The sequence below is a fragment of the Yersinia intermedia genome, assembly GCF_900635455.1.
Classification (GTDB): domain Bacteria; phylum Pseudomonadota; class Gammaproteobacteria; order Enterobacterales; family Enterobacteriaceae; genus Yersinia; species Yersinia intermedia.
Genome location: NZ_LR134116.1, coordinates 3635507 through 3658224, shown reverse-complemented (window position 1 = coordinate 3658224; position 22718 = coordinate 3635507). Strand labels below are relative to the sequence as shown.

Here is a 22718-nt window from a genome sequence, read left to right as displayed (position 1 = left end):
GACCGTTTGCCTATATTGTTTTTTCAAACGGACATTTCATGTAAACAAATAAGATCTAAATCACGATGAAGTCATGAATAGTCATGACATGGCTCACATTTTGGTGTGCTTTATTTTTCAGTTTAACTAAATGAGCGAAAGATATATCCACAGTTATTAAGGTTTATTCGTCTACATCCATTATTCAATGCATTTTTATATTTAGGTATTTGCATCTTAAGAGAGGAACAAATGAAGAGAGAAGCACTGGCGCGCGATATTATCAATACTTGCCTGGAAATGACCCGCTTAGGGTTGAATCAAGGGACGGCTGGCAATGTTAGTGTGCGCTATCAGGATGGGTTTTTAATTACGCCTTCCGGTATTGCCTACGACAAGCTTACGGAGTCGCATATTGTTTATATCGATGCCAGCGGTCACCATGAGCCTGGCAAAGTCCCTTCCAGTGAGTGGCGTTTTCATCAGGCGGTTTATCATACCCGGGCAGACGCCAATGCGGTGGTACACAACCACTCGGTTCATTGCACCGCAGTATCAATTCTTAACCGCCCGATCCCTGCGATTCATTACATGATTGCTGCTGCCGGTGGCGATGATATCCCCTGCGCGCCCTACGCCACTTTTGGTACTAAAGCGCTGTCTGAACATGTCGCCGTGGCGATGAAGCACCGCAAGGCCACGCTGTTGCAGCACCATGGCCTGATTGCATGTGAGGAGAATTTAGCCAAAGCGTTGTGGCTTGCCCATGAAGTCGAGGTGTTGGCAACACTGCTGCTGGCTATCTTGCCGATTGTCGATGAGGTGCCGGTGTTATCCAAAGAAGAGATCAGCGTGGTACTGGAGAAATTCAAAACCTACGGTTTACGGGTTGAAGATTAGCGTGTGGGTTAAAATACCGAGAGGAATCAGTCATGAACAGAATGATTTTAAACGAAATGGCGTGGTTTGGGCGCGGTTCACTGGATGCGCTTACCGATGAAGTTATACGGCGGGGATATAAAAAAGCGTTGGTGGTTACCGACAAAATACTGATGGAGTGCGGTGTCGCGGCTTGCCTAATCAGACGCTTGGAACAGGCCGGCCTGGATTTTGCCGTCTTTGATGCGGTAACGCCCAACCCGACAATCGCCATTGTACAACAAGGTGTGGCTGTTTTTCGCCAAAGCGAGGCTGATTATCTCATCGCGCTGGGCGGTGGTTCGCCACAAGATACCAGCAAGGCCATCGGCATTATTATCAATAATCCTGAATTTGCCGATGTGCGCAGTTTAGAAGGGGTGGCTGACACCCGCAACGCTTGCGTACCGATTCTGGCTATTCCAACCACCGCCGGTACTGCGGCAGAAGTGACCATTAACTATGTGATTACCGATGAAGAGCGGCGGCGCAAATTTGTTTGCGTCGACCCTCATGCTATTCCGGCAGTGGCATTTATTGATGCGGACATGATGGACAGTATGCCAGCGGCACTGAAAGCTGCGACCGGGGTTGATGCTTTAACTCACGCCATCGAAGGTTATCTGACCAAAGGTGCGTGGGAATTGACGGATGCTTTGCATCTTAAAGCCATTGAAGTCATCAGCCGTTCACTACGGGCTTCCGTGCAGGGTGATGCCGCCGCCACTGAAGATATGGCTCTTGGGCAGTATATCGCCGGAATGGGATTCTCAAATGTAGGGCTGGGGTTGGTTCATGGTATGGCACACCCTCTGGGGGCGTTTTACAACATGCCGCACGGTGTCGCCAATGCTATTTTACTGCCTTATATCATGCGTTATAACGCCGCTTATACCGGTGAACGCTTCCGTCAAATCGCGATGGCGATGGGCCTCGACAATGCCCTGAGTGGGCCATTGGCACAGGTTCGTGAGCAAACCATTCAGGCAGTAATTGAATTGAACCGTGATATTGGTATTCCGTCATCCCTGAGCGCGGTGGGTCTGCTGGCCGATGATATTCCGGCGCTGGCTGCGGCAGCCTTCGCGGATGTATGTACCGGCGGTAACCCGCGTGAAGCGTCGATTGATGAAATTATGGCGCTGTATCATCAGGCTTGTTAAACCGAACGGCTATTTGTCACAGATTCATCATAAAGCAGTGAGAGTAGGGTAATCCTCACTGCTTTATTGATACCAGACAATTCTTGTTCCCCCCATAAGCGGTAAGGTTATTATGGCGGGAAGAACTATCCATCATCCTAACTATAATAATTGCTGTAGCTGGGCCACTGCGCTCTCATTCATGACACAACTTCCCCCCGCAGAATTACTCATTTTTTTGAATTAATCGGATTTCATCCATCACGGATGTTGTTCATTTTCTGGAATGCAACCAAGTGGGAATCTTATGAAAGAGACCAACGAATCCCGGCTATTAACGGCAGAAGTTACACGCCGAAAACTGGTCCAAACTACGCTTATCGGCAGTCTTGCCATGGCAACAGGGGCCTTTTCGCTCCCGTTCTCCCGCACCGCCCGTGCTGTGCAATCGGCAATAAATCCAGCCAATGATGGCAAAGTGATCTGGAGTGCCTGTACCGTCAACTGCGGTAGCCGCTGCCCGCTACGTATGCATGTCGTTGATGGCGAAATCAAGTATGTCGAAACCGACAACACTGGCGATGATGATTTTGATGGCTTGCATCAGGTGCGCGCCTGTTTGCGTGGCCGCTCTATGCGCCGCCGGGTATATAACCCTGACCGCCTGAAATACCCGATGAAGCGTATTGGCGCGCGCGGGGAAGGCAAATTCAAGCGCATCTCATGGGAAGAGGCGTTCGACACCCTTGCGGGCAGCATGCAAAGCATCATTAAGGAATATGGTAACGAAGCTATCTATCTGAATTATGGCACCGGTACCTTAGGTGGCACCATGACCCGTTCATGGCCACCGGGATCGACGCTATTGGCGCGGCTGATGAATTGCTGTGGTGGCTACCTTAATCATTATGGTGACTACAGTACCGCGCAAATCGCTGCTGGCCTGAATTACACCTACGGTGGCTGGGCTGACGGTAACAGTCCGTCCGATATCGAAAACAGTAAGCTGGTGGTGCTGTTTGGTAACAATCCGGCTGAAACGCGCATGAGTGGCGGTGGGGTCACCTACTATCTGGAGCAGGCGCGGGAGAAATCCGATGCCAAGATGATTGTGATTGATCCACGCTATACCGATACCGCAGCAGGTCGAGAAGATGAATGGATCCCGTTGCGGCCCGGTACCGATGCGGCACTGGCATCGGCCTTGGCCTATGTGATGATCAGCGAGAATCTGGTGGATCAGCCGTTCCTCGATAAATATTGTGTTGGTTACGATGAGAAAACCCTGCCAGCAGGTGCGCCAAAAAATAGCCACTACAAAGCCTATATTTTAGGGCAGGGCGCAGATGAAACCGCCAAGACACCACAATGGGCGCAAGCCATCACCGGTATCCCAGCCGCAAGAATCATTAAACTGGGGCGCGAGATAGGTTCGGTGAAACCGGCTTATATTGCACAAGGGTGGGGGCCGCAGCGCCATTCCAACGGTGAAAATACCAGTCGAGCCATTGCCATGCTGGCGATCCTGACCGGTAACGTTGGCATTAATGGTGGTAATTCTGGTGCCCGCGAAGGTTCTTACGGTTTGCCGTTTGTCCGCATGCCAACACTGGAAAACCCGGTTAAAACCAGTATTTCGATGTTCCTGTGGACTGACGCGATTGAACGCGGGCCAGAAATGACCGCTACCCGTGATGGTGTGCGCGGTAAAGATAAACTGGATGTTCCCATCAAGTTTATCTGGAACTACGCCAGTAACTGTTTGATTAACCAGCACTCAGAAATCAACCGTACCCACGACATTCTGCAAGATGATAAAAAATGTGAAATGGTGGTGGTTATTGATAATCACATGACCTCGTCAGCTAAATACGCCGATATCATCCTGCCTGACTGCACCGCCTCTGAGCAGATGGACTTCTGCCTTGACGCTTCCAGCGGCAATATGGCGTATGTGATTTTTGCCGATCAAGTCATCAAACCGCGTTTTGAATGTAAAAACATCTATGAAATGACCACCGAACTGGCAAAACGCATGGGGGTGGAGCAGCAATTTACCGAAGGGCGCACGCAAGAAGAGTGGTTACGCCATCTTTACCAACAATCGCAACAGGCCATTCCTGAACTGCCTTCTTTTGAGGCGTTCCGTGAACAAGGTATCTTTAAAAAACGTGATCCGGCGGGGCATCATGTCGCCTACAAAGCGTTCCGCGCAGACCCTATTGCCAATCCGTTAACCACGCCATCAGGCAAAATTGAGATTTATTCTGCCGAACTGGCACAGATTGCCGCCACGTGGGAACTGCAAAAAGACGATGTTATCGATCCGCTGCCGGTCTATGCCGCCGGTTTTGAAAGCTACGATGACCCGCTCAATCAGCAGTATCCATTGCAGTTAACGGGTTTTCACTACAAAGCCAGAACCCACTCCACCTACGGCAACGTCGATGTTTTAAAAGCGTCCTGCCGTCAGGAAATGTGGATTAACCCTATGGATGCCCGCGAGCGTGATATCAAAAATGGCGATATGGTGCGTATTTTCAATGGCCGAGGTGAAGTTCAGATTAACGCCAAAGTTACACCGCGCATGATGCCAGGGGTTGTGGCACTGGGTGAGGGGGCGTGGTATAGCCCGGATGAGAAACGCATTGATCGCGCGGGCAGTATTAACGTATTGACCACTCAGCGGCCTTCTCCGTTGGCGAAAGGGAATCCATCCCATACCAACCTCGTTCAAGTTACCAAGGCATAAGGAGCTGACTGATGACGACGCAATATGGTTTTTACATCGACTCCAGCCGTTGCACTGGGTGCAAAACTTGCGAGTTGGCCTGTAAGGATTTCAAAAACTTATCTACCGATGTCAGCTTCCGGCGTATCTACGAATATGCCGGTGGGGATTGGCAGCAAGATAATGGTGCATGGCACCAAAATGTGTTCGCTTACTATCTCTCTATCGCCTGTAATCACTGTAGTGATCCCGCCTGTACCAAGGTATGTCCGAGTGGCGCAATGCATAAGCGTGATGATGGTTTCGTTGTGGTAAACGAAGACATTTGCATTGGGTGTCGCTATTGCCATATGGCATGCCCATACGGTGCGCCGCAATATGACGAAGCCAAAGGGCATATGACCAAGTGTGACGGCTGCTATGAAAGAGTTGCTGCCGGTAAGAAACCGATTTGTGTCGATTCCTGCCCGCTGCGGGCGTTGGATATGGCCCCTATCGATGAATTACGCGAGAAATACGGTGATTTGGCCGAAGTCGCACCATTGCCAGCAGCCCATTTCACGCTGCCGAATATCGTAGTGAAACCTAATGCCAACAGCCGTCCGGTCAGAGATACCACCGGTCATCTGGCAAATCCGAAGGAGGTATAATATGGGCATGGGATGGCATGAATGGCCACTAATGGTCTTTACGGTACTGGGGCAGTGCGTGGTCGGCGGCTTTATAGTGCTGGGGCTGGCGCTGATATTCGGTGGTTTGAGTCACGGGCAGCAACAGCGAATTCACCGCAGCATGTTGGTACTGTGGGTGCTGATGGCACTGGCTTTTATCGCCTCGACACTGCATTTAGGTTCGCCAATGCGAGCATTCAATTCATTGAACCGCATTGGCGAGTCGGCGCTCAGTAATGAAATAGCCGCCGGTTCACTGTTCTTTGCGGTGGCGGGTTTTTACTGGTTGTTGACTGTATTGGGTAAAATGCCTGCGGTACTCGGCAAGATCTGGCTAGTGATCGCTATGGTGCTGGGCGTGGTATTTGTCTATGCCATGTGTCGAGTCTATTCCATTAATACTGTTCCCACTTGGGACAACCTCTATACCCCGCTAGGCTTTGTTCTTACCACCTTGATTGGCGGCCCGATGTTGGGTTATCTGTTGTTACAACTGGCCGGGATTAATGGGCGAATGATGCTGCAACTACCGATGATCAGTGTATTGGCACTGATTATCAGTATTGCCAGTGTCATTATGCAGGCGGCCAGTTTGTCGATGATTTACAGCTCGGTACAGCAAGCTTCTGAGCTTATTCCCCACTACGGCACACTGATGGTGTGGCGTTTGGTGTTGCTGGTTCTGGGGCTTGGCTGCTGGATCTGTCCGTTAATCAGAGGTCGCACACCGATGACGCTTGGCATGATCTTCGCTATGCTGCTTATCTTTGCGGGTGAGCTAATTGGCCGTGGCGTGTTTTACGGGTTGCATATGACGGTCGGAATGGCAATCGGCGGTTAAATATAGCCTGATGGCTACTGAGCAAAGCTCATGTTGGGTTTACGCCCAATGTGGCTTTGCTCGCAATGCTTCACCCGTTTGATAGCGAATTGATCACGCTCTTGAGGTAACAAAATGGTTGAAAACAATATGACTTATCAACAAATTGCGCTGACCGGTCACGTATTGGGTGCGCTGTTTTATTGTGAACCGGACAGTCCGGCGTGCAGTGATATTGTGGCGCAACTCAGCAGTGGTGAGTGGGTAGCCCAGTGGCCTTATGGCCTGGAAACTCAGCTGATGCCCATTGCCGCTTTATTGGCGCAAGACAAATCAGATGAGACTCTGGAAGAGGCTTGGCAGCGGCTGTTTATTGGCCCATATGCGCTGCCCGCTCCCCCTTGGGGATCGGTTTATCTGGATAAAGAAAATGTCCTGTTTGGCGACTCGACGCTCAAACTGCGTGATTGGATGGCGCAGCAGCAAGTGGAGGTGACACTGGAGCAGCAAGAGCCAGAGGATCATTTCGGCTTATTGCTGATGATGGCGGCCTGGCTGGCAGAACATCAACCGGCGGATTTACCGGTCTTACTGGCAGAGCACCTGTTACCGTGGGGGTATCGTTATCTCGCATTACTGCAATCTGATGCCGGGCACCCGTTTTATCAGGGGTTGGCTGAGTTAACGACCCTGACATTGACCCATTGGCAACACGAATTACAGGTGACGCCTGCGGTGATTGAGTTATATCGCTGACTCAGAATTTATTTATTCAATAACGAGTGTCACTTTTTTGCCAATATTGCCAGCCATACTAATCAGAGAATCAAGAGTGAATTTTTCAGTTTTTTGATTAACAACATCGGAAACTCTCGGACGCGACACATGTAATAATGTGGCTGCGTCCACTTGCCGTATTCCTTCTGATTTAATCCAATTGGCAATAGATGTCATGAGCGCTTTTTTCATTGCTAAAGCCTGTTCAATTTCTGCATTTGACTCCGCTAACAATTGAGTTGCTTTGTCATCAGCAAAGCCTAAGTCAGTAAAAATATTGTCTCCAGCGGTAGTGATGTGACGTGATGCTGTGTCAATTTTATCTATCATTTTTTGTTCTCCGCTCATGAATAACTTCTTTATAACGAACCTTAATAATATTGACGTCTTTCTGACTGGTTCTTTGCGATTTTTTTTGGAAACTGTGTAATACGTAAATTTTCTCTTCGAATTTAGCAATATAAACAACACGATAAGCTTTGGAATTATCATCTAACCGTATTTCAATAATCCCCGCTCCCCAGTCATTTATTGGTTTGAAATCATTAGGTTAGATACCATGCTGGATATTGCGTAGTTGCTTCCCCGCTACCGCACAAGCACTTTCTGGGAAAGCCTTCAGATCCTCAAGTGAACTACCACGCCAATCGATTATTTTTCCAATCATTCATCACTCCTTGATGTATGTATAAAATTTTATACATTCGAGTGAAATAATCAATCCGTTTTTTGTACTGTTACATTCTTATCTAAGCGGCTTTTATCCGAGCTATCTCTCTATCCGTGTCGACTAATTTGTGACCGGCTTCTACTTTCCTTGCACTCACATTGGACAAGCTGCGAGGCGTTTGTATTATTACGTTGAATATAAATTTAATAGTGAATATATATTCAATGCGGAGAAAAATAATGAAAAATACCCTACTGAAATCCTGTCTTACCGCAGCATTGATCTCAATGGCGAGTGTTGCTGGTGCCGCCAGTAACGGCCTGATCGCCATTATCACCCCCTCCCACGATAATCCGTTCTTTAAAGCGGAGGCGGAAGGCGCTAAAGCCAAAGCCACGGAACTGGGATACACCGTACTGGTGGCTTCCCATGATGATGATGTGAACAAACAAAACCAACTACTGGAAACTGCCATCGCTCGTAAGGCTAAAGCGATCATTCTGGATAACGCCGGATCAGATGCCACTATCGGGCCATTGAAAAAAGCCAAAGCGGCCGGTATTCCGACTTTCCTGATTGACCGTGAAATCAATGAAACTGGAATCGCAGTATCACAAATCGTGTCGAACAATTATCAAGGCGCACAACTCGGCGCTGAGAAATTCGTTACGTTGATGGGTGGCAAAGGCAAATATGTTGAATTGCTCGGCCGTGAGTCCGATACCAACGCTCATGTTCGTTCACAGGGTTATCACGACGTGATCGACGAACATAGCGACATGAAGATGGTTGCCCAACAGACTGCAAACTGGAGCCAGACTGAAGCGTTCAACCGTATGGAGTCCATTTTGCAGGCTAACCCAGATATCACTGGGGTAATTTCCGGTAACGACACTATGGCACTCGGTGCAGAAGCTGCATTAAAAGCAGCGGGCCGTAATGATGTCATCGTCGTCGGCTTTGACGGCAGTGACTATGTTCGCGACTCCATCATTAACAAAGGCAATATCAAAGCCACTGTATTACAGCCGGGTTGGGCACAAGCTCAGATGGCGGTGGTGCAGGCTGATAAATATCTGAAAACTGGCAAAACCGGGTTGGAAGAAAAGCAACTGATGGATTGCGTATTGATTGATGAAAACAATGCCAAGAATCTGAATGTCTTTGCACTGAAACAATAATCGCGACTGAAACACCCATCTTATAATCACCGGTTATTAAAACCATGGTTTAAGAATGAGGGGCGTAATCGCCCCTCCTGACAGGAGGCAGTATGTGGTTCAGTGCCTTATCGAAAGCAGGCGGTTTGTTGGTTATCAGCACTGTGCTGGTGGCTTGTACCGTGGTTGATTTGGATGAAAACGGTAAACCGATTCTGCCAGTCGATCCTAACGCGGTGGTCAGTGACTATAACCAGCCACCGGACAAAGTCGCTTCCACCATTTGGGTGAGTAAAATTATGCCGTTTGCCAATAGCAATGCACTCAGTTGGCAGCAGGTAAAGCAGCAACAAAGTCAGCCAGCAGCAGGGAAAAATAGCCAAAGTCGTTTTGTTCGTTTTAACGGCAAAGTGGTGGCGGTAGACACAGAAGGGCGGGAAGGGTTGATTCGTTTGGCTATTGACGGTGACGAGCAAGTGCTGCAAGTGGGGCCAATCGTCAAAGGTAATGCCATTCGTGATGCATCAACGTTTATCCGCTTCGAAGATTTTAAAAATCAGGTGCAATACGCCCAGCTCTCTAAAGCATTAAGCAAGCGTGCTTTGCAGGATGTGGCAAAACCCGATGCCAGTTGGGTCGGGCAGCAAGTCGAGGTATTGGCCGCGGTGACACTCACCCCTACCGGCCTGAGCAACGGTGTGCCGCTCAGTGTGAATAAGGAGAGCCACTAATGGACCACAGACCTGACATCGTCATGCATGCTGAAGACATTTCAATGCGTTTTCCTGGCACATTGGCGCTAGATGCTGTCAGTTATAACGTTTATCGCGGCAAAGTTAATGTGATTATCGGCGAAAATGGTGCCGGGAAATCTACCTTAATGAAGATCTTGGCTGGGGTACAGCAACAAACATCCGGCCAAATTTACCTGAATGGTAACGCGGTGAGTATTGCTAATACTCGTGAGGCAGCGGCACTGGGTATTGGCATGGTTCATCAGGAGCTGAACCTGTCGGAAAACCTCAATGTTGCGGAAAACATCTTTCTGGGGCGTGAGATTCAACAAGGTTTGAAACCCATTAACCAGGCGGCGCAGGAGCTGATTGCTGAACAGTTAATGGCGCGTCTTGATCAAGTCATTTCGCCAAAAGAGATGGTATCAAACCTGAAAGTAGGCCAACAGCAATTGATTGAAATCGCCAAGGCGCTGGCAGAACAGGCGGATATTCTCATTCTGGATGAGCCGACGTCGGCGTTGAGTAAAACCGAAGTTGATATCCTGTTTCGGGTTATTCGCGAACTGACGCGACAGGGTGTTTCCATCGTCTATATTTCACATCGTTTGGAAGAGTTAATGGCGATTGGTGACTACATCACTATTTTACGTGATGGCCGTTTTCAGGCCGAAGCTGCGGTAAAAGATATTGATGTGCCGTGGATTGTGCGTGAAATGCTGGGTAGTGATCCGGTTTCCAGTTTTCTTCACCCGGACCGTACATTCGGTGCGCCGATGATGGAGGTTGATAACGTCACGTTAATCAATGAATCCGGCAACACGGTAGTGAATCAGGTCTCATTGCAAGTGCGGGCGGGTGAAATTGTCGGCATCTATGGGTTGATGGGGGCGGGGCGTACCGAATTGTTTGAATGCCTGCTGGGTACGCAACAGAACTATCTTGGCACTATCCGGCTCAATGGTACGTCGATTAATGCCAAAACCTCAACGGCAGAGCGTATCCGTCTGGGAATGAGCCTGGTACCGGAAGACCGTAAAAAAACCGGTATTTTCCCCGTGTCATCGGTGGCGAATAACCTGACCATTTCCAGCTTATGGCGTCGGTTGAAACACCGCTTTGCCATCTGGCAGGAGAGTGAATCACAGGTGGTTGCCTCGGTGATTGGCGACCTGTCTATCAAAGTCTCTTCACCGGAAGTGGAAATTCAGGCGCTCAGTGGTGGCAATCAGCAAAAAGTCGTCATTGGTCGCTCATTACTGACCAGCCCAAACATTCTGCTGTTGGATGAGCCAACGCGAGGTATTGATGTCGGGGCGAAAGCTGATGTGTTTGAAATGATGGTGAAACTCTCTGAACAAGGGATTGGTATTTTGTTCTCAACCTCTGATCTGAAAGAGATCATGGCGGTATCTGACCGCATACTGGTGATGTCGAATGGCAAGCTGACCGCGAACTTATCCCGTCAGTCGGCCAGTGAATCGGCATTGGTTACGGCAAGCGCACAAGGGTTCGAATGATGAAAGCAACAACTGGCACTGCGTTGGCGAGTCACCGGCCCGGTGGCGCGTCGTGGTCACGGGAAAATATGCTGCTGCTTCTGCTCAAGATGCGCACCTTTATTGCCCTGTTTTTGATTCTTGGTTTCTTCTCTGTGATGGTTCCGGGCTTTCTGGCGACGGGCAGCCTGATCATTATGGTGAAGCATATCGCGATCAATGCCTTCCTCGCACTGGGCATCACGTTTGTCATTATCACCGCAGGGATTGACCTCTCTATCGGGGCAACCTTGGGGTTGTGCGGCATGATTGCGGGCTGGATGATCACCCAAGGTATTGTATTACCGATGTTTGGTATTGCCATTTTCCCCAGTGTTTGGGTGGTGGTTCCGGTGGTATTGGTCATCGGTGCACTTATTGGCGCGGTCAATGGTTGGATCATAACCCGCTATAACGTCGCGCCGTTTATCTGCACCCTCGGCACCATGTATGTGGTTCGTGGTGCGGCGATGCTGATTTCTGGCGGTGAAACCTTCCCAGGCTTACAGGGCAATCCACAACTTGGAAACACCGGTTTTGATCTGCTCGGGTCCGGCACGTTACTGGGTTTGCCGATCGCTATCTGGATCATGTTCATTTTGGCTCTGGTGATTGCCTATGTAGCGCGTCGCCTACCTTTTGGTCGCCATGTCTACGCTATCGGTGATAACGAGAGAGCTGCCGAACTGTCAGGCGTTAAAGTCCGGCAGGTTAAAGTTTGGGTTTACACCATTTCCGGTTTCTGTGCGGCAATTGCCGGGATCATTGTTTCCGCTCAACTGGTGGCCAGCCACCCTGCGAACGGTAGCGGCTTTGAGATGAATGCCATTGCGGCTGTGGTGTTGGGGGGGACGTCTCTGGCAGGTGGCCGTGGCACCATCCTCGGTACACTGATCGGCGCATTTGTTATCGGTATTTTGGCTGACGGGCTGGTGATGATGGGGGTCAGCGAATTCTGGCAAATGGTTATCAAAGGTATCGTGATTATTGTGGCTGTGATTATCGATCAAATGCAAAACCGTATGCAGCACAAAGCAGCAATTGTGTCGCAAAAAGCCAGCGTAGTCGCGCAAGTGGGCAAAAGCGAGCAGGCATAAAGAACCATAACGGCTAATGGGCTGATGGGGTAACACCTTGCCCTGAGCCGCAGAACACTGAAGAGGTAACGCCGGAGGAGGATTTCCGGTCAGGCTTGATGAAAGCTATTTTTTAGCACCATCAGGAATAAATATTCGTCAATGAGTAAAAATTCAATGGCGAAGGAAAATATAAGAGAGGTAATGTCATGAATCCGTATTCACTGTCAATCGATGAGCTGGTGAGAAAGGCGCGGGCTATCCGCCGCCGGATCGTCCTGCTTAATGCGAACAGCCCCGCAGGGGGGCATACCGGTGCTGATCTTTCGCAGGTAGAGATTCTGACCGCACTCTATTTCCGCATCCTTAATTGCGCACCTGACCGGTTAACTGATCCTGAGCGCGATATCTATGTGCAATCTAAGGGCCATGCCGTTGGTGGTTATTACTGCTGTCTGGCGGAAGCGGGTTATTTCCCAGAGGAATGGTTGGCGACTTATCAACACGCTAACTCCCATCTGCCGGGCCATCCGGTAAAACATAAAACGCCGGGGATCGAATTAAATACCGGCGCGCTAGGACATGGCTTGCCGGTCGCGGTCGGGATCGCATTGGCGGCAAAACGCGCCAACAGCAAACGCCGAGTGTTTGTTCTGACCGGCGACGGTGAGTTAGCCGAAGGCAGTAATTGGGAAGCCGCATTAGTGGCTGCTCACTATCAATTAGACAATCTGATAATCATTAACGATAAAAATAAACTCCAACTGGCGGGCACCACCAAGTCAATTATGAATACCGACCCGTTGGCGGATAAATGGCGTGCATTTGGTTTAGAAGTAACGGAATGCCAGGGTAATAACATGCAATCGGTGGTGGAAACATTGGAGGCATTACAACCCAAGGGTAAACCCAATGTGGTGATTGCCAACACCGAAAAAGGTGCCGGTATCTCCTTTATTCAAGGGCGCGTGGAGTGGCACCACCGGGTGCCGAAAGGTGCTGAAATTGATCTGGCACTGGAGGAATTGAGCGATGAGTAATGCAGAACATTTGGCCTCAGTAATGGTTGAACAGTTTATCAAAGCCGTGGATAACGGTGTTGATCTGGTTCCGGTGGTGGCTGATTCCACCTCGACGGCGAAAATCGGGCCGTTTACTGCCCGCTTCCCTGATCGCGTGGTTAACGTAGGTATTGCCGAACAAGCGATGGTCGGCACAGCCGTGGGCTTATCTATGGGCGGGAAAGTTGCAGTAACCTGTAATGCTGCGCCATTCCTGATTTCACGTTCCAATGAACAACTGAAAATCGATGTTTGCTACAACAACAGCAATGTCAAATTGTTCGGCCTCAATTCCGGTGCCAGTTACGGGCCGTTGGCCAGTACCCATCACTGTATCGATGATATTTCTATCTTACGTGGTTTTGGCAATATCGAAATTTATGCTCCCTCTGACCCGCAAGAGTGCCGTCAAATAATTGATTATGCTATTGCACATCAGGGACCGGTCTATATTCGTCTGGACGGCAAATCCTTGCCACAACTCCATGATGAACACTACCGCTTTGCTCCGGGGCAGATTGATGTCTTGCAGGATGGTCAGGATATTGCTCTGGTTGCGATGGGTTCTACAGTGCATGAGGCTGTTAGTGCGGCTGCAATACTGGCGGATAACAACGTTTCTGCTGCGGTGGTCAACGTTTCTTCTATTCGCCCGTGTGATACTCAGCAACTGTTAGCCATTCTCCAGAAGAGTCAGCGGGTGATTACCATCGAAGAGCATAACATTAATGGTGGTGTGGGCAGTTTGGTGGCTGAAGTGTTGGCCGAAGCGGGCAGCGGGATCCCATTGGTGAGATTAGGTATTCCTGATGGCGGCTATGCGATTGCTGCCGACAGGGCAGATATGCGCGCCTGGCATGGTTTTGATGCGGCAGGCATTGTCGCTCGTGCGCTGCGGTTTTGCCGAGGAGAGTAATCATGTCAACGCCGATTATTCTGGCTATTGATGAAGGCACCACCAATGCCAAAGCCATTGCGGTGGACACGGCCGGGCAGATTCTGGCGAAGGCTTCAGTGCCTCTTGTGCTGAATCACCCAAGGCCCGGCTGGGCAGAGCAGGACCCGCTGGCTATCTGGCAGGCGGTATCTTTGGCAATTGAAGGCTGTCTGAATCAGTTGGCCGGTGCGCGGGTGGCCGGTGTTGCCATCAGTAACCAGCGTGAGTCGGTGCTGATTTGGGAGCGGGAAACCGGCACACCACTGACGCCAGTGGTGAGTTGGCAATGTCGGCGCTCGGAGCTTTTCTGTCAAACGCTAAGCCAGTTACCGGAAGCGGCAATGATTGCCGAACGCACTGGATTGCAAATTGATCCGCTGTTTCCGGCAGCCAAGGTTCACGGCATGCTGGCAGAAATCCCGCGTGGTGTGGAGCGAGCGGCTTACGGTGAACTGTGCGTCGGGACTATCGACTGCTGGCTAACCTGGCAGCTCAGTGGCGGCCAAAGTTTCTCGACCGATTTCTCCAATGCAGCCCGTACCCAACTGTTTAATATTCATTCCGGCCAATGGGACCCTGACCTGCTGGCGCTATTTGGTATTCCCAGTCTCTGTCTGCCTGCGGTATTACCCTCGGCGGCTATCCATGGACACACCGGTAATACCGGTATTACTGGCTTGCCACCAGGGGTACCGATTGTGGCACAAATCGGCGACTCCCACGCCGCACTCTATGGGCAGGGGGGAGACCGGGCGGGCGAAATCAAAGCGACCTATGGCACCGGCTCTTCCTTGATGACCACCGTGAAGCAGGCGGTGACACAGAGTCACGGTCTGAGTACCACCATCGCCTGGCATAACGGGGAATTACGTTATGCCCTCGAAGGCAATATCACGCATACCGGTTCGGGTGTGGCGTGGGTTTCACGCATGCTAGGTATCACGGATTTAGCGCATTTGACTGAGATGGCGCAAAGTCAGTCAGGTAATCAGGGGGTTTATTTTGTTCCAGCCCTCTCGGGATTGGGGGCACCTTATTGGGATAGCCAGGCTCGCGGCCTGTTCTGTGGCCTGACCGACGCCACTACCCCTGCGGTGTTAGCTCGCGCTGGGTTAGAGTCGGTCGCCTACCAAATAGCCGACGTCTTTTTTGCCATGGAGCTGGCCGGTAACCATCGTCTTGAACGGCTGCGGGTAGATGGTGGGGCGACCAGCAACCGCTGGCTGATGCAATTTCAAGCCGACCTGTTACAGCGCACCTTGATACGCAACCATACCGCCGAAGTCTCGGCTCTGGGGGCGGCATATTTAGGCGGGAAAACCTTGGGTTGGTGGCAGGATAACCAGCAATTAGCTGCACTTCCCCGTGAAGTGGAATACATCGAACCGCGCGCTCAAAGTGCGGAGATGCAAGATAACTATAGCCTCTGGCAAACGGCCATCGCGCGCGCGCGTTTTCAGCCGAAATAACCCACACTAGGAGTAAGCATATGTCAGCAATACCTCGTAAGTTAACTTTCGCGGTGATTATCGGCAACCGGGGGTTTTTCCCAAGCTATCTGGTGGCTGACGCGCGCCGTGATGCTCAGGCGCTATTCGATAGGCTGGGCATCAACATCATTATGCTCAATGAAGAGCAAACCCCCTTGGGGGGAGTAGAAAACTGGCGTGATGCCAACGTGTGTGCCGAGTTATTCCGTAAGCACAGCGAAGAGATCCATGGTGTAGTCGTGATTCTGCCCAACTTTGGTGATGAAAAAAGTGTCTCAGATGCTATTCGCCTCTCAGGCCTTAAAGTACCGGTATTAGTACAGGCTGAAGAAGATGCGCTGGATAAAATGGGGCTGGCGACACGTCGCGACAGCTTCTGCGGTAAAATATCACTATGTAATAACCTGCGCCAATATGGCATTCCATTCACATTGACCAAGCAGCATGTTTGTAGCTTAAACAGCGAAATATTTAGCCACGACGTGGAGCAATTTGTACAACTGTGCCGTGTGGTACATGCCATGAAGCGGGTGCGTGTCGGGGCTATTGGTGCTCGTCCAACTAACTTTAATACTGTGCGTTACAGCGAGAAGTTATTGGAGAATTTGGGCATTACGGTTGAAACTCTCGATTTATCCGAAGTGTTCTTCCGCGTCGCTAATCTCAGTGATAACGATATTCGTGTTGGTGAAAAACTGGTGTTGTTAAAAGCCAATGGTGACACCAGTGCCATCCCACAAGATAAGTTACACAAAATGGCGAAACTGTTTGTGGTTATCAGTGAATGGATTATCGCCAACGATATCGATACCACCGCCATGCAGTGCTGGACCTCGCTGCAACAGAATTTAGGTATCAACGTTTGTTCCATTATGAGCGTGATGTCTGGGCAACTGATGCCAAGTGCCTGCGAAGTGGATGTGATGGGGGCGCTATCGATGTATGCATTGGCGAGTTGCTCACTGGCGCCGGCCTCAATTGCTGACTGGAATAATAACTTTGGCGCAGAGCGCGATAAATGCGTGTTATTCCACTGTGGCAACTTTGCCAGTGAAAGTCTGGAAAGCTCCACCATGGGTACCGCTGATATTATCGGAACAACGGTGGGTTGTGAAAATACATGCGGTGCTGTCCATGGCCGCATGAAGTCCGGGCCATTAACCTATTTCCGCCTCTCTTCTGATGATTTTACCGGCCAGGTTCGGGCCTATGTCGGTGAAGGGCGTTCTGTCAGTGACGAGTTAGATACCGTGGGTTGCCGTGCGGTGGTGGAAGTGCCACAACTGGAAAGTTTACTTACGCATATCTGTAATAACGGTTTTGAACACCATGTGGCGATGAACCATTCAGCGACAGCTCAGGTATTGCAAGAAGCATTCAGTAAGTATCTGGGTGTTGATTGTTACTGGCATGGGAAGTCGCCGCTTTAGCTTCAATGACGTTATCAAATGCCGCACCAGGGAGGGTACGGCAAGTCATCATGGCGGCGACTAGCTAAGCTCCGCCGCTCTAAAGTAAGGTTTCGGCGGTTAACCTATCGGTAATCAATACATCAATATAGTTACCCGTCAGTGCGCCACGAATGGCGGCACTTTTCTCTACCCCTCCGGCCAGCGCTACCACCCGGGGGCAGGCGCGCAGTTGTGGTAGCGACATACCAATCACCGGATCTTCTTCATCACTGAGTACCGCATTGCCAGCAGCATCAAAATAATGCAGACATAAATCACCCACCGCCCCTCGTTCTGCCAGCAACTGGAGCATTTCTCCGTGATAATAGTTACCGGAGTTCCTCAATAGTTGTGATGGCTCCAGATCGCCAATTCCCACCAATGCCAGATCAACTTCGGCAAATTTATTTACCACATCAGCAACTTCACCACTGGATATCAGGCGTGCGCGATCTTCAGTGGAACGCTCAATGCTTTGAGCGGGCAGCAAGTAAGCCGGGCAATTTAAAATAGTGGCTAATGCTTGAGTTAACAGCGTGGCTTGCACATTACCATTGGGGCCAACTCCACCTAGTAATTGGATAACTCCGCTGGTTTTGATATTGAGCGGGTGAAGGTTATCAACCATTGCCCGGATAGTGCTACTCCATGACGAGATCCCCACCATATCGTTTGGGCGAATACTGGTTTGCATATAGTGGGCAGCAGCAGAACCAATAGCTTGCTTTATCTGGGCTGGGTTGGCGTCATCAGCAATATCCACCACAATGGCCTGATCGATTCCATAGTGTTTTTGAATCCGTGATTCGATACCAATAAACATATTGGCAGGTTGAATCACGCTGATTTTTACCACCCCTTCTTTAACGCACCGGGTTATCGCTCGGGAGACAAAAGACTGAGATAAATGCAGGCTGTCAGCAATTTCAGATTGCTTCATACCTTCGGTGTAATACAGCGTGGCGATTTTCACCAGCAACCGTTGTTCATCTTGTCTCGACATGGTTCCGCCCCGCTAAATACCTGATGCTGGTATTTTTATTCAAAGCTGAATAAATAACAAGCCGAACCGAATTTTAACGTTAGGGAGCTTGTACAAACAAACAGATCTCCCTATCACCTCCGAGTTACGGGGCATTAGGTGTGCCGGTTGATGGCGATTCCTCTGTTTTCTCTGCTTCTTCTTGTTGATCAGGCGGCGGCATAACATCCTGGATCATTTGCTCGTCAAAGCTAGGGTTCAGCGCTGGCGACAGCGGGGAACTGACCAGACTGTCCGGTATTGCCATATGTGGCACCGGCGCATCGTTAACAAATTCGTCCTGATCCTGTTTCACCGTTCTGCTCAGTGTTATCAGGCCCACACCGCACAGTGCGAAGAATGCATACAGAATATTGCCACCCAGGGGCTGAATCAGGGCACCTACAGCGAGCGGCCCGATACTGGCACCAACGCCAAATGACATCAGTAAACATGCCGCCAGCGACACTCGCCGCTCTGGTGCAATCAGGTCATTAGCCAGAGCGACCACCAATGGGTAGAGGGTGAATTGCAACATGCTGACGACAAACCCCAGACCCAGTAAGAAATGGAACGAGATATGGGGCACCAAAGCCAGCGGCAGTGCAGTTAATGCCAGTAATAATGCGTTAATGCGGATCAATAGCGTGCGGTTATAGCGATCAGACAACCAACTAAGAGGAAACTGGGCCACTAAACCGGCAAAGATAGATAATGCCATAAACAGGCCGGTCTCCTGCGTTGATAGCGATTGCAGGCTGGCATAGACCGGTGCCAGCCCATAGAAGGAGCCGACAATCATGCCAATTACCAACGTTGATGCCAGTATTTTGGGAATTGAACTGATAAAGAATTTCAGCTCCATGGGGGCTGGGGACATTTGTTGGGCATTACTGCGCGTTGTCAGGGCTACAGGCACCAGGCAAAGGGCAAAAAATAGCGCAATAATCATCAGGGTGCTCAAACCCAACTCAGGTTGGAGCATTAATACCACCTGGCCCAATGCCATACCGGCATAGGTTGCAGCCATATAAACACCAAACACGATACCGCGCTGATTAGAGGCGGCCTGATCATTGAGCCAACTTTCCAGCACCATAAACTGGCACATCATACAAAGGCCAATAATCAAGCGCAGAACTACCCATGCGGGGATGTATTCAGTAAGTCCATGGCTTAACACTGCCGCTGTGATAATACCGGCACAGGCGACATAAGCGCGAATATGGCCTACACGGGCTATCAGAAAATGGCCGACCTTGCCACCGATCACCAGACCAATATAATTTGCGGCAATAATTGCCCCAATTAATGCGCCTGAGACATGGATGGCGGTCAACCTTAGCGAAATATAGGTTGTCAATAAGCCTGAACCCAGCAACATCAAAACGGTTGCACTATAAAGGGGGAAGAAGGCGTTAAGCGTTTTTTTCACTATCTCGTCCTTAGTTCATCATCCCGGATAAATATCCAGTACCACTGATGCAACTCGCCGCATCCTACGTTGCCGAAAAATTCGAATAGCCCCTTTGATACTAACATTTGAGCCTGCGAGGTAAAGCTTTGTACGGGAAAGCGCTTTTTTTCATTCCTCCTTGCGAGACGTTTCGCATAACTGACAGTGGTTGCCGTTACGGGCTAAAGAAGTGCTACTATCGGCGGCGGGAGATTTTATTAGAGTAGGGGGCAACAATGAGCGAGAAACAATTACGCCAGCTCAGTATTGCAATTGGCGATAAGCTAAAGGCCCGTGGTGCCTGGGTGACCTGTGCTGAATCCTGTACGGGTGGCTGGGTGGCTAAAGCATTAACTGATATTGCGGGGAGTTCAGCGTACTTTGACCGTGGTTTCGTGACATACAGTAATGCGGCCAAACACGATCTGCTGGGCGTGAGCGAAACCACGTTGGCAAATTATGGTGCTGTGAGTGAAGCAGTGGTGCGGGAGATGGCGCTCGGTGCATTGAGAGAAGCGAATGCTGACTTCGCGGTGTCTATTAGTGGCATTGCTGGGCCTGATGGCGGCAGTGCGGATAAACCGGTTGGTACGGTATGGTTTGCTTTCGCTGCACGTGAAGGGCGGATTTTAGCATGCAAACAGATTTTCCCCGGTGATCGTGATGCAGTAAGGCTGCAAGCGGCTGTTTTCGCACTACAAACACTATTCGATGATTTTCTGTAAAAATAGGCTTGATACTGTATGATTGTACAGTATAATTAGCGGTAATTTCCTGCACAAAACAACATTCAGTGGTAATGGTAGGGGTAACCCCGGCATACCAGAGAGGGAGTAAAAATGGCTATTGATGAGAATAAACAAAAGGCGTTAGCAGCAGCACTGGGCCAAATTGAAAAACAATTCGGTAAAGGCTCTATCATGCGCCTTGGCGAAGACCGCTCAATGGATGTTGAAACCATCTCTACCGGTTCTCTTTCTCTTGATATCGCATTGGGAGCCGGTGGCTTACCAATGGGGCGTATTGTTGAGATTTATGGCCCTGAATCATCAGGTAAAACAACGCTGACGTTGCAGGTTATTGCCTCCGCACAGCGTGAAGGTAAGACTTGTGCATTTATCGATGCCGAGCATGCTCTTGACCCAATTTATGCCAAAAAATTAGGTGTAGATATTGATAATCTGCTGTGTTCTCAGCCAGATACCGGTGAGCAAGCATTGGAAATTTGTGATGCCTTGACTCGTTCTGGCGCGGTTGACGTTATCATCGTTGACTCCGTTGCTGCATTGACACCTAAAGCCGAGATTGAAGGTGAAATCGGCGACTCTCACATGGGCCTTGCGGCACGTATGATGAGCCAGGCTATGCGTAAGCTAGCCGGTAACTTGAAGAATGCTAATACCTTACTGATCTTTATTAACCAGATCCGTATGAAGATCGGCGTTATGTTTGGTAACCCTGAAACTACCACCGGTGGTAACGCACTTAAATTTTACGCGTCTGTACGTTTAGATATCCGTCGTATTGGTGCAGTAAAAGACGGCGATGTGGTTGTTGGTAGCGAAACTCGCGTCAAAGTGGTGAAAAACAAAATTGCAGCGCCATTTAAACAAGCTGAATTCCAGATTCTGTACGGTGAAGGCATTAACATTAACGGCGAGCTCGTTGATTTAGGTGTTAAACACAAACTGATTGAGAAAGCCGGTGCATGGTATAGCTACAACGGTGACAAAATTGGTCAAGGTAAAGCGAATGCCAGCAACTATTTAAAAGAAAACCCAGCGGTTGCGGCAGAGTTGGATAAAAAACTGCGTGAAATGCTACTTAACGGTGGGAATGGCGAACAACCTGTAGCAACAGCAGCATTTGCCGATGAAACTGATGAAACTAGCGAAGAGTTTTAATTAATAAGGTTAAAACAGCGCATTAGTATTAGCAGATTAAGTAGTTAACAAGCGGCCCATCAATTGGGTCGCTTGAGCCAATAGCGATTTGTATTCAGCCCTCCACTCCTGCTCATCCCCAAAGTAATCAGAATCCGTACCTGCCTGTAACACCGGAAATAGGAAGGGTATTACCTACCGCAATTGAAGCTGCTAACATCGCTAGAACCTCAAGTGAGAGCCGCCAACACAGCAGTAACGCCAAGTTATAAGGGTAATACCTAAAGTAATTGGGGTTACAGCAAGGCAGCCAACGAATGAGTCCCGATGAGCTGACCTTTGTCAGTGACTCGGGTGAGTGAGAGCCGCCAACACAGCAGTAACGTCAAGTGAGAAGGGTAATACCCAAAGTAATTGGGGTTACAGCAAGGCAGCCAACGAATGAGTCCCGATGAGCTGACCCTTGTCAGTGATTCGGGTGAGTGAGAGCCGCTAACACAGCAGTAACGTCAAGTGAGAAGGGTAATACCCAAAGTAATTGGGGTTACAGCAAGGCAGCCAACGAATGAGTCCCGATGAGCTGACCCTTGTCAGTGATTCGGGTGAGTGAGAGCCGCCAACACAGCAGTAACGTCAAGTAAGAAGGGTATATGAATGACCTGTTAAGCCGTGCCATGAGACTACTCTCTCAGCGTGATCATAGTGAATCGGAGCTGCGCCGTAAGCTGGCAGCCCAACCTTTTTCGGCAAAAGGGAATTGGGGCCGGCGTGCCAACAATGAAAATGACAAACCCGTCGAAGATATTGATCCTCAAGCTATCGAACAAGTTATTGCCTATTGCTACCAACACGATTGGTTAGACGATTCCCGCTTTGCCACCAGTTACATTAATAGCCGTAGCCGCAAAGGCTATGGTGCACAACGTATCCGTTCAGAATTGATGCAAAAAGGGGTCGATAAAGAACGAATTCAAGCCGCTTTTGAAATCAGTGAAATCGACTGGTGTTTACTTGCAAAAGAGCTTGCACAGCGTAAATTTAGTGAAACTTTGCCTGTAGAATGGAAAGAAAAGGCAAAAGTTCAGCGTTATCTCCTCTATCGTGGCTTCTTCCAAGAAGAAATTCAGTCTATTTACAATGATTTTGTCGATTGAATGCACGCGGGATTTTACTTCCCTTCGAAGAAAATTTATCTTATTCCCA

Annotated in this window: 20 protein-coding genes and 1 pseudogene; 17 read left to right on the top strand and 4 right to left on the bottom strand. The window is 49.6% G+C overall.

Going from position 1 to position 22718, the window contains the following annotated elements:
• Positions 1 to 231 precede the first annotated feature (231 nt).
• The 6 genes from EL015_RS16815 (at position 232) to dmsD (ending at position 7017) form a co-directional block, all read left to right on the top strand.
• Positions 232 to 879: an L-fuculose-phosphate aldolase gene (locus EL015_RS16815; protein WP_005181951.1), complete on the top strand. Its 648-nt coding sequence runs from the start codon at positions 232 to 234 to the stop codon at positions 877 to 879.
• Positions 880 to 911: 32 nt separating this feature from the next.
• On the top strand, positions 912 to 2060 hold the full coding sequence (fucO, locus tag EL015_RS16810) for a lactaldehyde reductase (protein WP_032905535.1): 1149 nt from the start codon (positions 912 to 914) through the stop codon (positions 2058 to 2060).
• Between the two features lie 286 nt (positions 2061 to 2346).
• Positions 2347 to 4791 (top strand): dimethylsulfoxide reductase subunit A, encoded by a 2445-nt coding sequence (gene dmsA / locus EL015_RS16805; protein ID WP_005181955.1) that lies wholly within the window; start codon positions 2347 to 2349, stop codon positions 4789 to 4791.
• A gap of 11 nt (positions 4792 to 4802) precedes the next feature.
• Positions 4803 to 5420, top strand: a complete 618-nt coding sequence (locus EL015_RS16800; protein WP_005181957.1) for a DMSO/selenate family reductase complex B subunit — start codon at positions 4803 to 4805, stop codon at positions 5418 to 5420.
• A 1-nt stretch (position 5421) separates the two neighbouring features.
• Positions 5422 to 6282, top strand: a complete 861-nt coding sequence (locus EL015_RS16795) for a dimethyl sulfoxide reductase anchor subunit family protein (protein WP_005181960.1) — start codon at positions 5422 to 5424, stop codon at positions 6280 to 6282.
• Between the two features lie 129 nt (positions 6283 to 6411).
• A complete protein-coding gene (dmsD, locus tag EL015_RS16790) occupies positions 6412 to 7017 on the top strand; it encodes a Tat proofreading chaperone DmsD (RefSeq protein ID WP_005181966.1) in 606 nt (201 codons plus the stop codon).
• 12 nt (positions 7018 to 7029) lie between these two features.
• Here dmsD and EL015_RS16785 read toward each other — a convergent pair whose 3' ends face one another.
• Positions 7030 to 7368 (bottom strand): helix-turn-helix domain-containing protein, encoded by a 339-nt coding sequence (locus EL015_RS16785; protein WP_032905536.1) that lies wholly within the window; start codon positions 7366 to 7368, stop codon positions 7030 to 7032.
• Positions 7358 to 7705, bottom strand: a pseudogene (locus tag EL015_RS16780) (type II toxin-antitoxin system RelE/ParE family toxin). The gene EL015_RS16785 and the pseudogene EL015_RS16780 overlap by 11 nt, the downstream one beginning before the upstream one ends.
• Before the next feature lie 242 nt (positions 7706 to 7947).
• Between EL015_RS16780 and EL015_RS16775 the strand changes: the two are divergent.
• From EL015_RS16775 to EL015_RS16740, 8 genes are all read left to right on the top strand, one after another.
• Positions 7948 to 8889: a D-ribose ABC transporter substrate-binding protein gene (locus tag EL015_RS16775; RefSeq protein ID WP_032905537.1), complete on the top strand. Its 942-nt coding sequence runs from the start codon at positions 7948 to 7950 to the stop codon at positions 8887 to 8889.
• 92 nt (positions 8890 to 8981) lie between these two features.
• Entirely contained in the window at positions 8982 to 9599 is a 618-nt protein-coding gene (locus EL015_RS16770; RefSeq protein WP_005181974.1) for a DUF2291 family protein, read from the top strand.
• On the top strand, positions 9599 to 11122 hold the full coding sequence (locus EL015_RS16765) for a sugar ABC transporter ATP-binding protein (RefSeq protein WP_032905538.1): 1524 nt from the start codon (positions 9599 to 9601) through the stop codon (positions 11120 to 11122). Before EL015_RS16770 ends, EL015_RS16765 begins: the two co-directional genes overlap by 1 nt.
• Positions 11122 to 12237: an ABC transporter permease gene (locus EL015_RS16760; protein WP_032905539.1), complete on the top strand. Its 1116-nt coding sequence runs from the start codon at positions 11122 to 11124 to the stop codon at positions 12235 to 12237. The genes EL015_RS16765 and EL015_RS16760 overlap by 1 nt, the downstream gene beginning before the upstream one ends.
• Positions 12238 to 12425: 188 nt before the next feature.
• A complete protein-coding gene (locus EL015_RS16755) occupies positions 12426 to 13256 on the top strand; it encodes a transketolase (protein WP_005181977.1) in 831 nt (276 codons plus the stop codon).
• Positions 13249 to 14193 carry a transketolase family protein gene (locus EL015_RS16750; protein WP_032905540.1) on the top strand — a complete coding sequence of 315 codons (945 nt, stop codon included), beginning with the start codon at positions 13249 to 13251 and terminating at the stop codon, positions 14191 to 14193. Before EL015_RS16755 ends, EL015_RS16750 begins: the two co-directional genes overlap by 8 nt.
• A gap of 2 nt (positions 14194 to 14195) precedes the next feature.
• Positions 14196 to 15683: an FGGY family carbohydrate kinase gene (locus tag EL015_RS16745; RefSeq protein WP_005181981.1), complete on the top strand. Its 1488-nt coding sequence runs from the start codon at positions 14196 to 14198 to the stop codon at positions 15681 to 15683.
• Between the two features lie 20 nt (positions 15684 to 15703).
• A complete protein-coding gene (locus EL015_RS16740) occupies positions 15704 to 17134 on the top strand; it encodes an L-fucose/L-arabinose isomerase family protein (RefSeq protein WP_005181983.1) in 1431 nt (476 codons plus the stop codon).
• A gap of 79 nt (positions 17135 to 17213) precedes the next feature.
• Here the strand turns inward: EL015_RS16740 and EL015_RS16735 are convergent, their stop codons facing one another.
• Positions 17214 to 18158, bottom strand: coding sequence for a sugar-binding transcriptional regulator (locus EL015_RS16735; protein WP_005181984.1), 945 nt, complete (start codon positions 18156 to 18158; stop codon positions 17214 to 17216).
• A gap of 124 nt (positions 18159 to 18282) precedes the next feature.
• Complete coding sequence (locus tag EL015_RS16730) at positions 18283 to 19611, bottom strand: MFS transporter (RefSeq protein ID WP_005181985.1); 1329 nt, start codon at positions 19609 to 19611, stop codon at positions 18283 to 18285.
• 257 nt (positions 19612 to 19868) lie between these two features.
• Between EL015_RS16730 and pncC the strand changes: the two genes are divergently transcribed.
• The 3 genes from pncC to recX all read left to right on the top strand — a co-directional run bounded on the left by pncC (position 19869) and on the right by recX (position 22669).
• Positions 19869 to 20357: a nicotinamide-nucleotide amidase gene (pncC, locus tag EL015_RS16725; RefSeq protein WP_005181987.1), complete on the top strand. Its 489-nt coding sequence runs from the start codon at positions 19869 to 19871 to the stop codon at positions 20355 to 20357.
• A 114-nt stretch (positions 20358 to 20471) separates the two neighbouring features.
• Positions 20472 to 21536, top strand: a complete 1065-nt coding sequence (recA, locus tag EL015_RS16720) for a recombinase RecA (RefSeq protein WP_005181988.1) — start codon at positions 20472 to 20474, stop codon at positions 21534 to 21536.
• Between the two features lie 629 nt (positions 21537 to 22165).
• On the top strand, positions 22166 to 22669 hold the full coding sequence (recX, locus tag EL015_RS16715; RefSeq protein WP_042568482.1) for a recombination regulator RecX: 504 nt from the start codon (positions 22166 to 22168) through the stop codon (positions 22667 to 22669).
• The last annotated feature ends 49 nt before the right edge of the window (positions 22670 to 22718 follow it).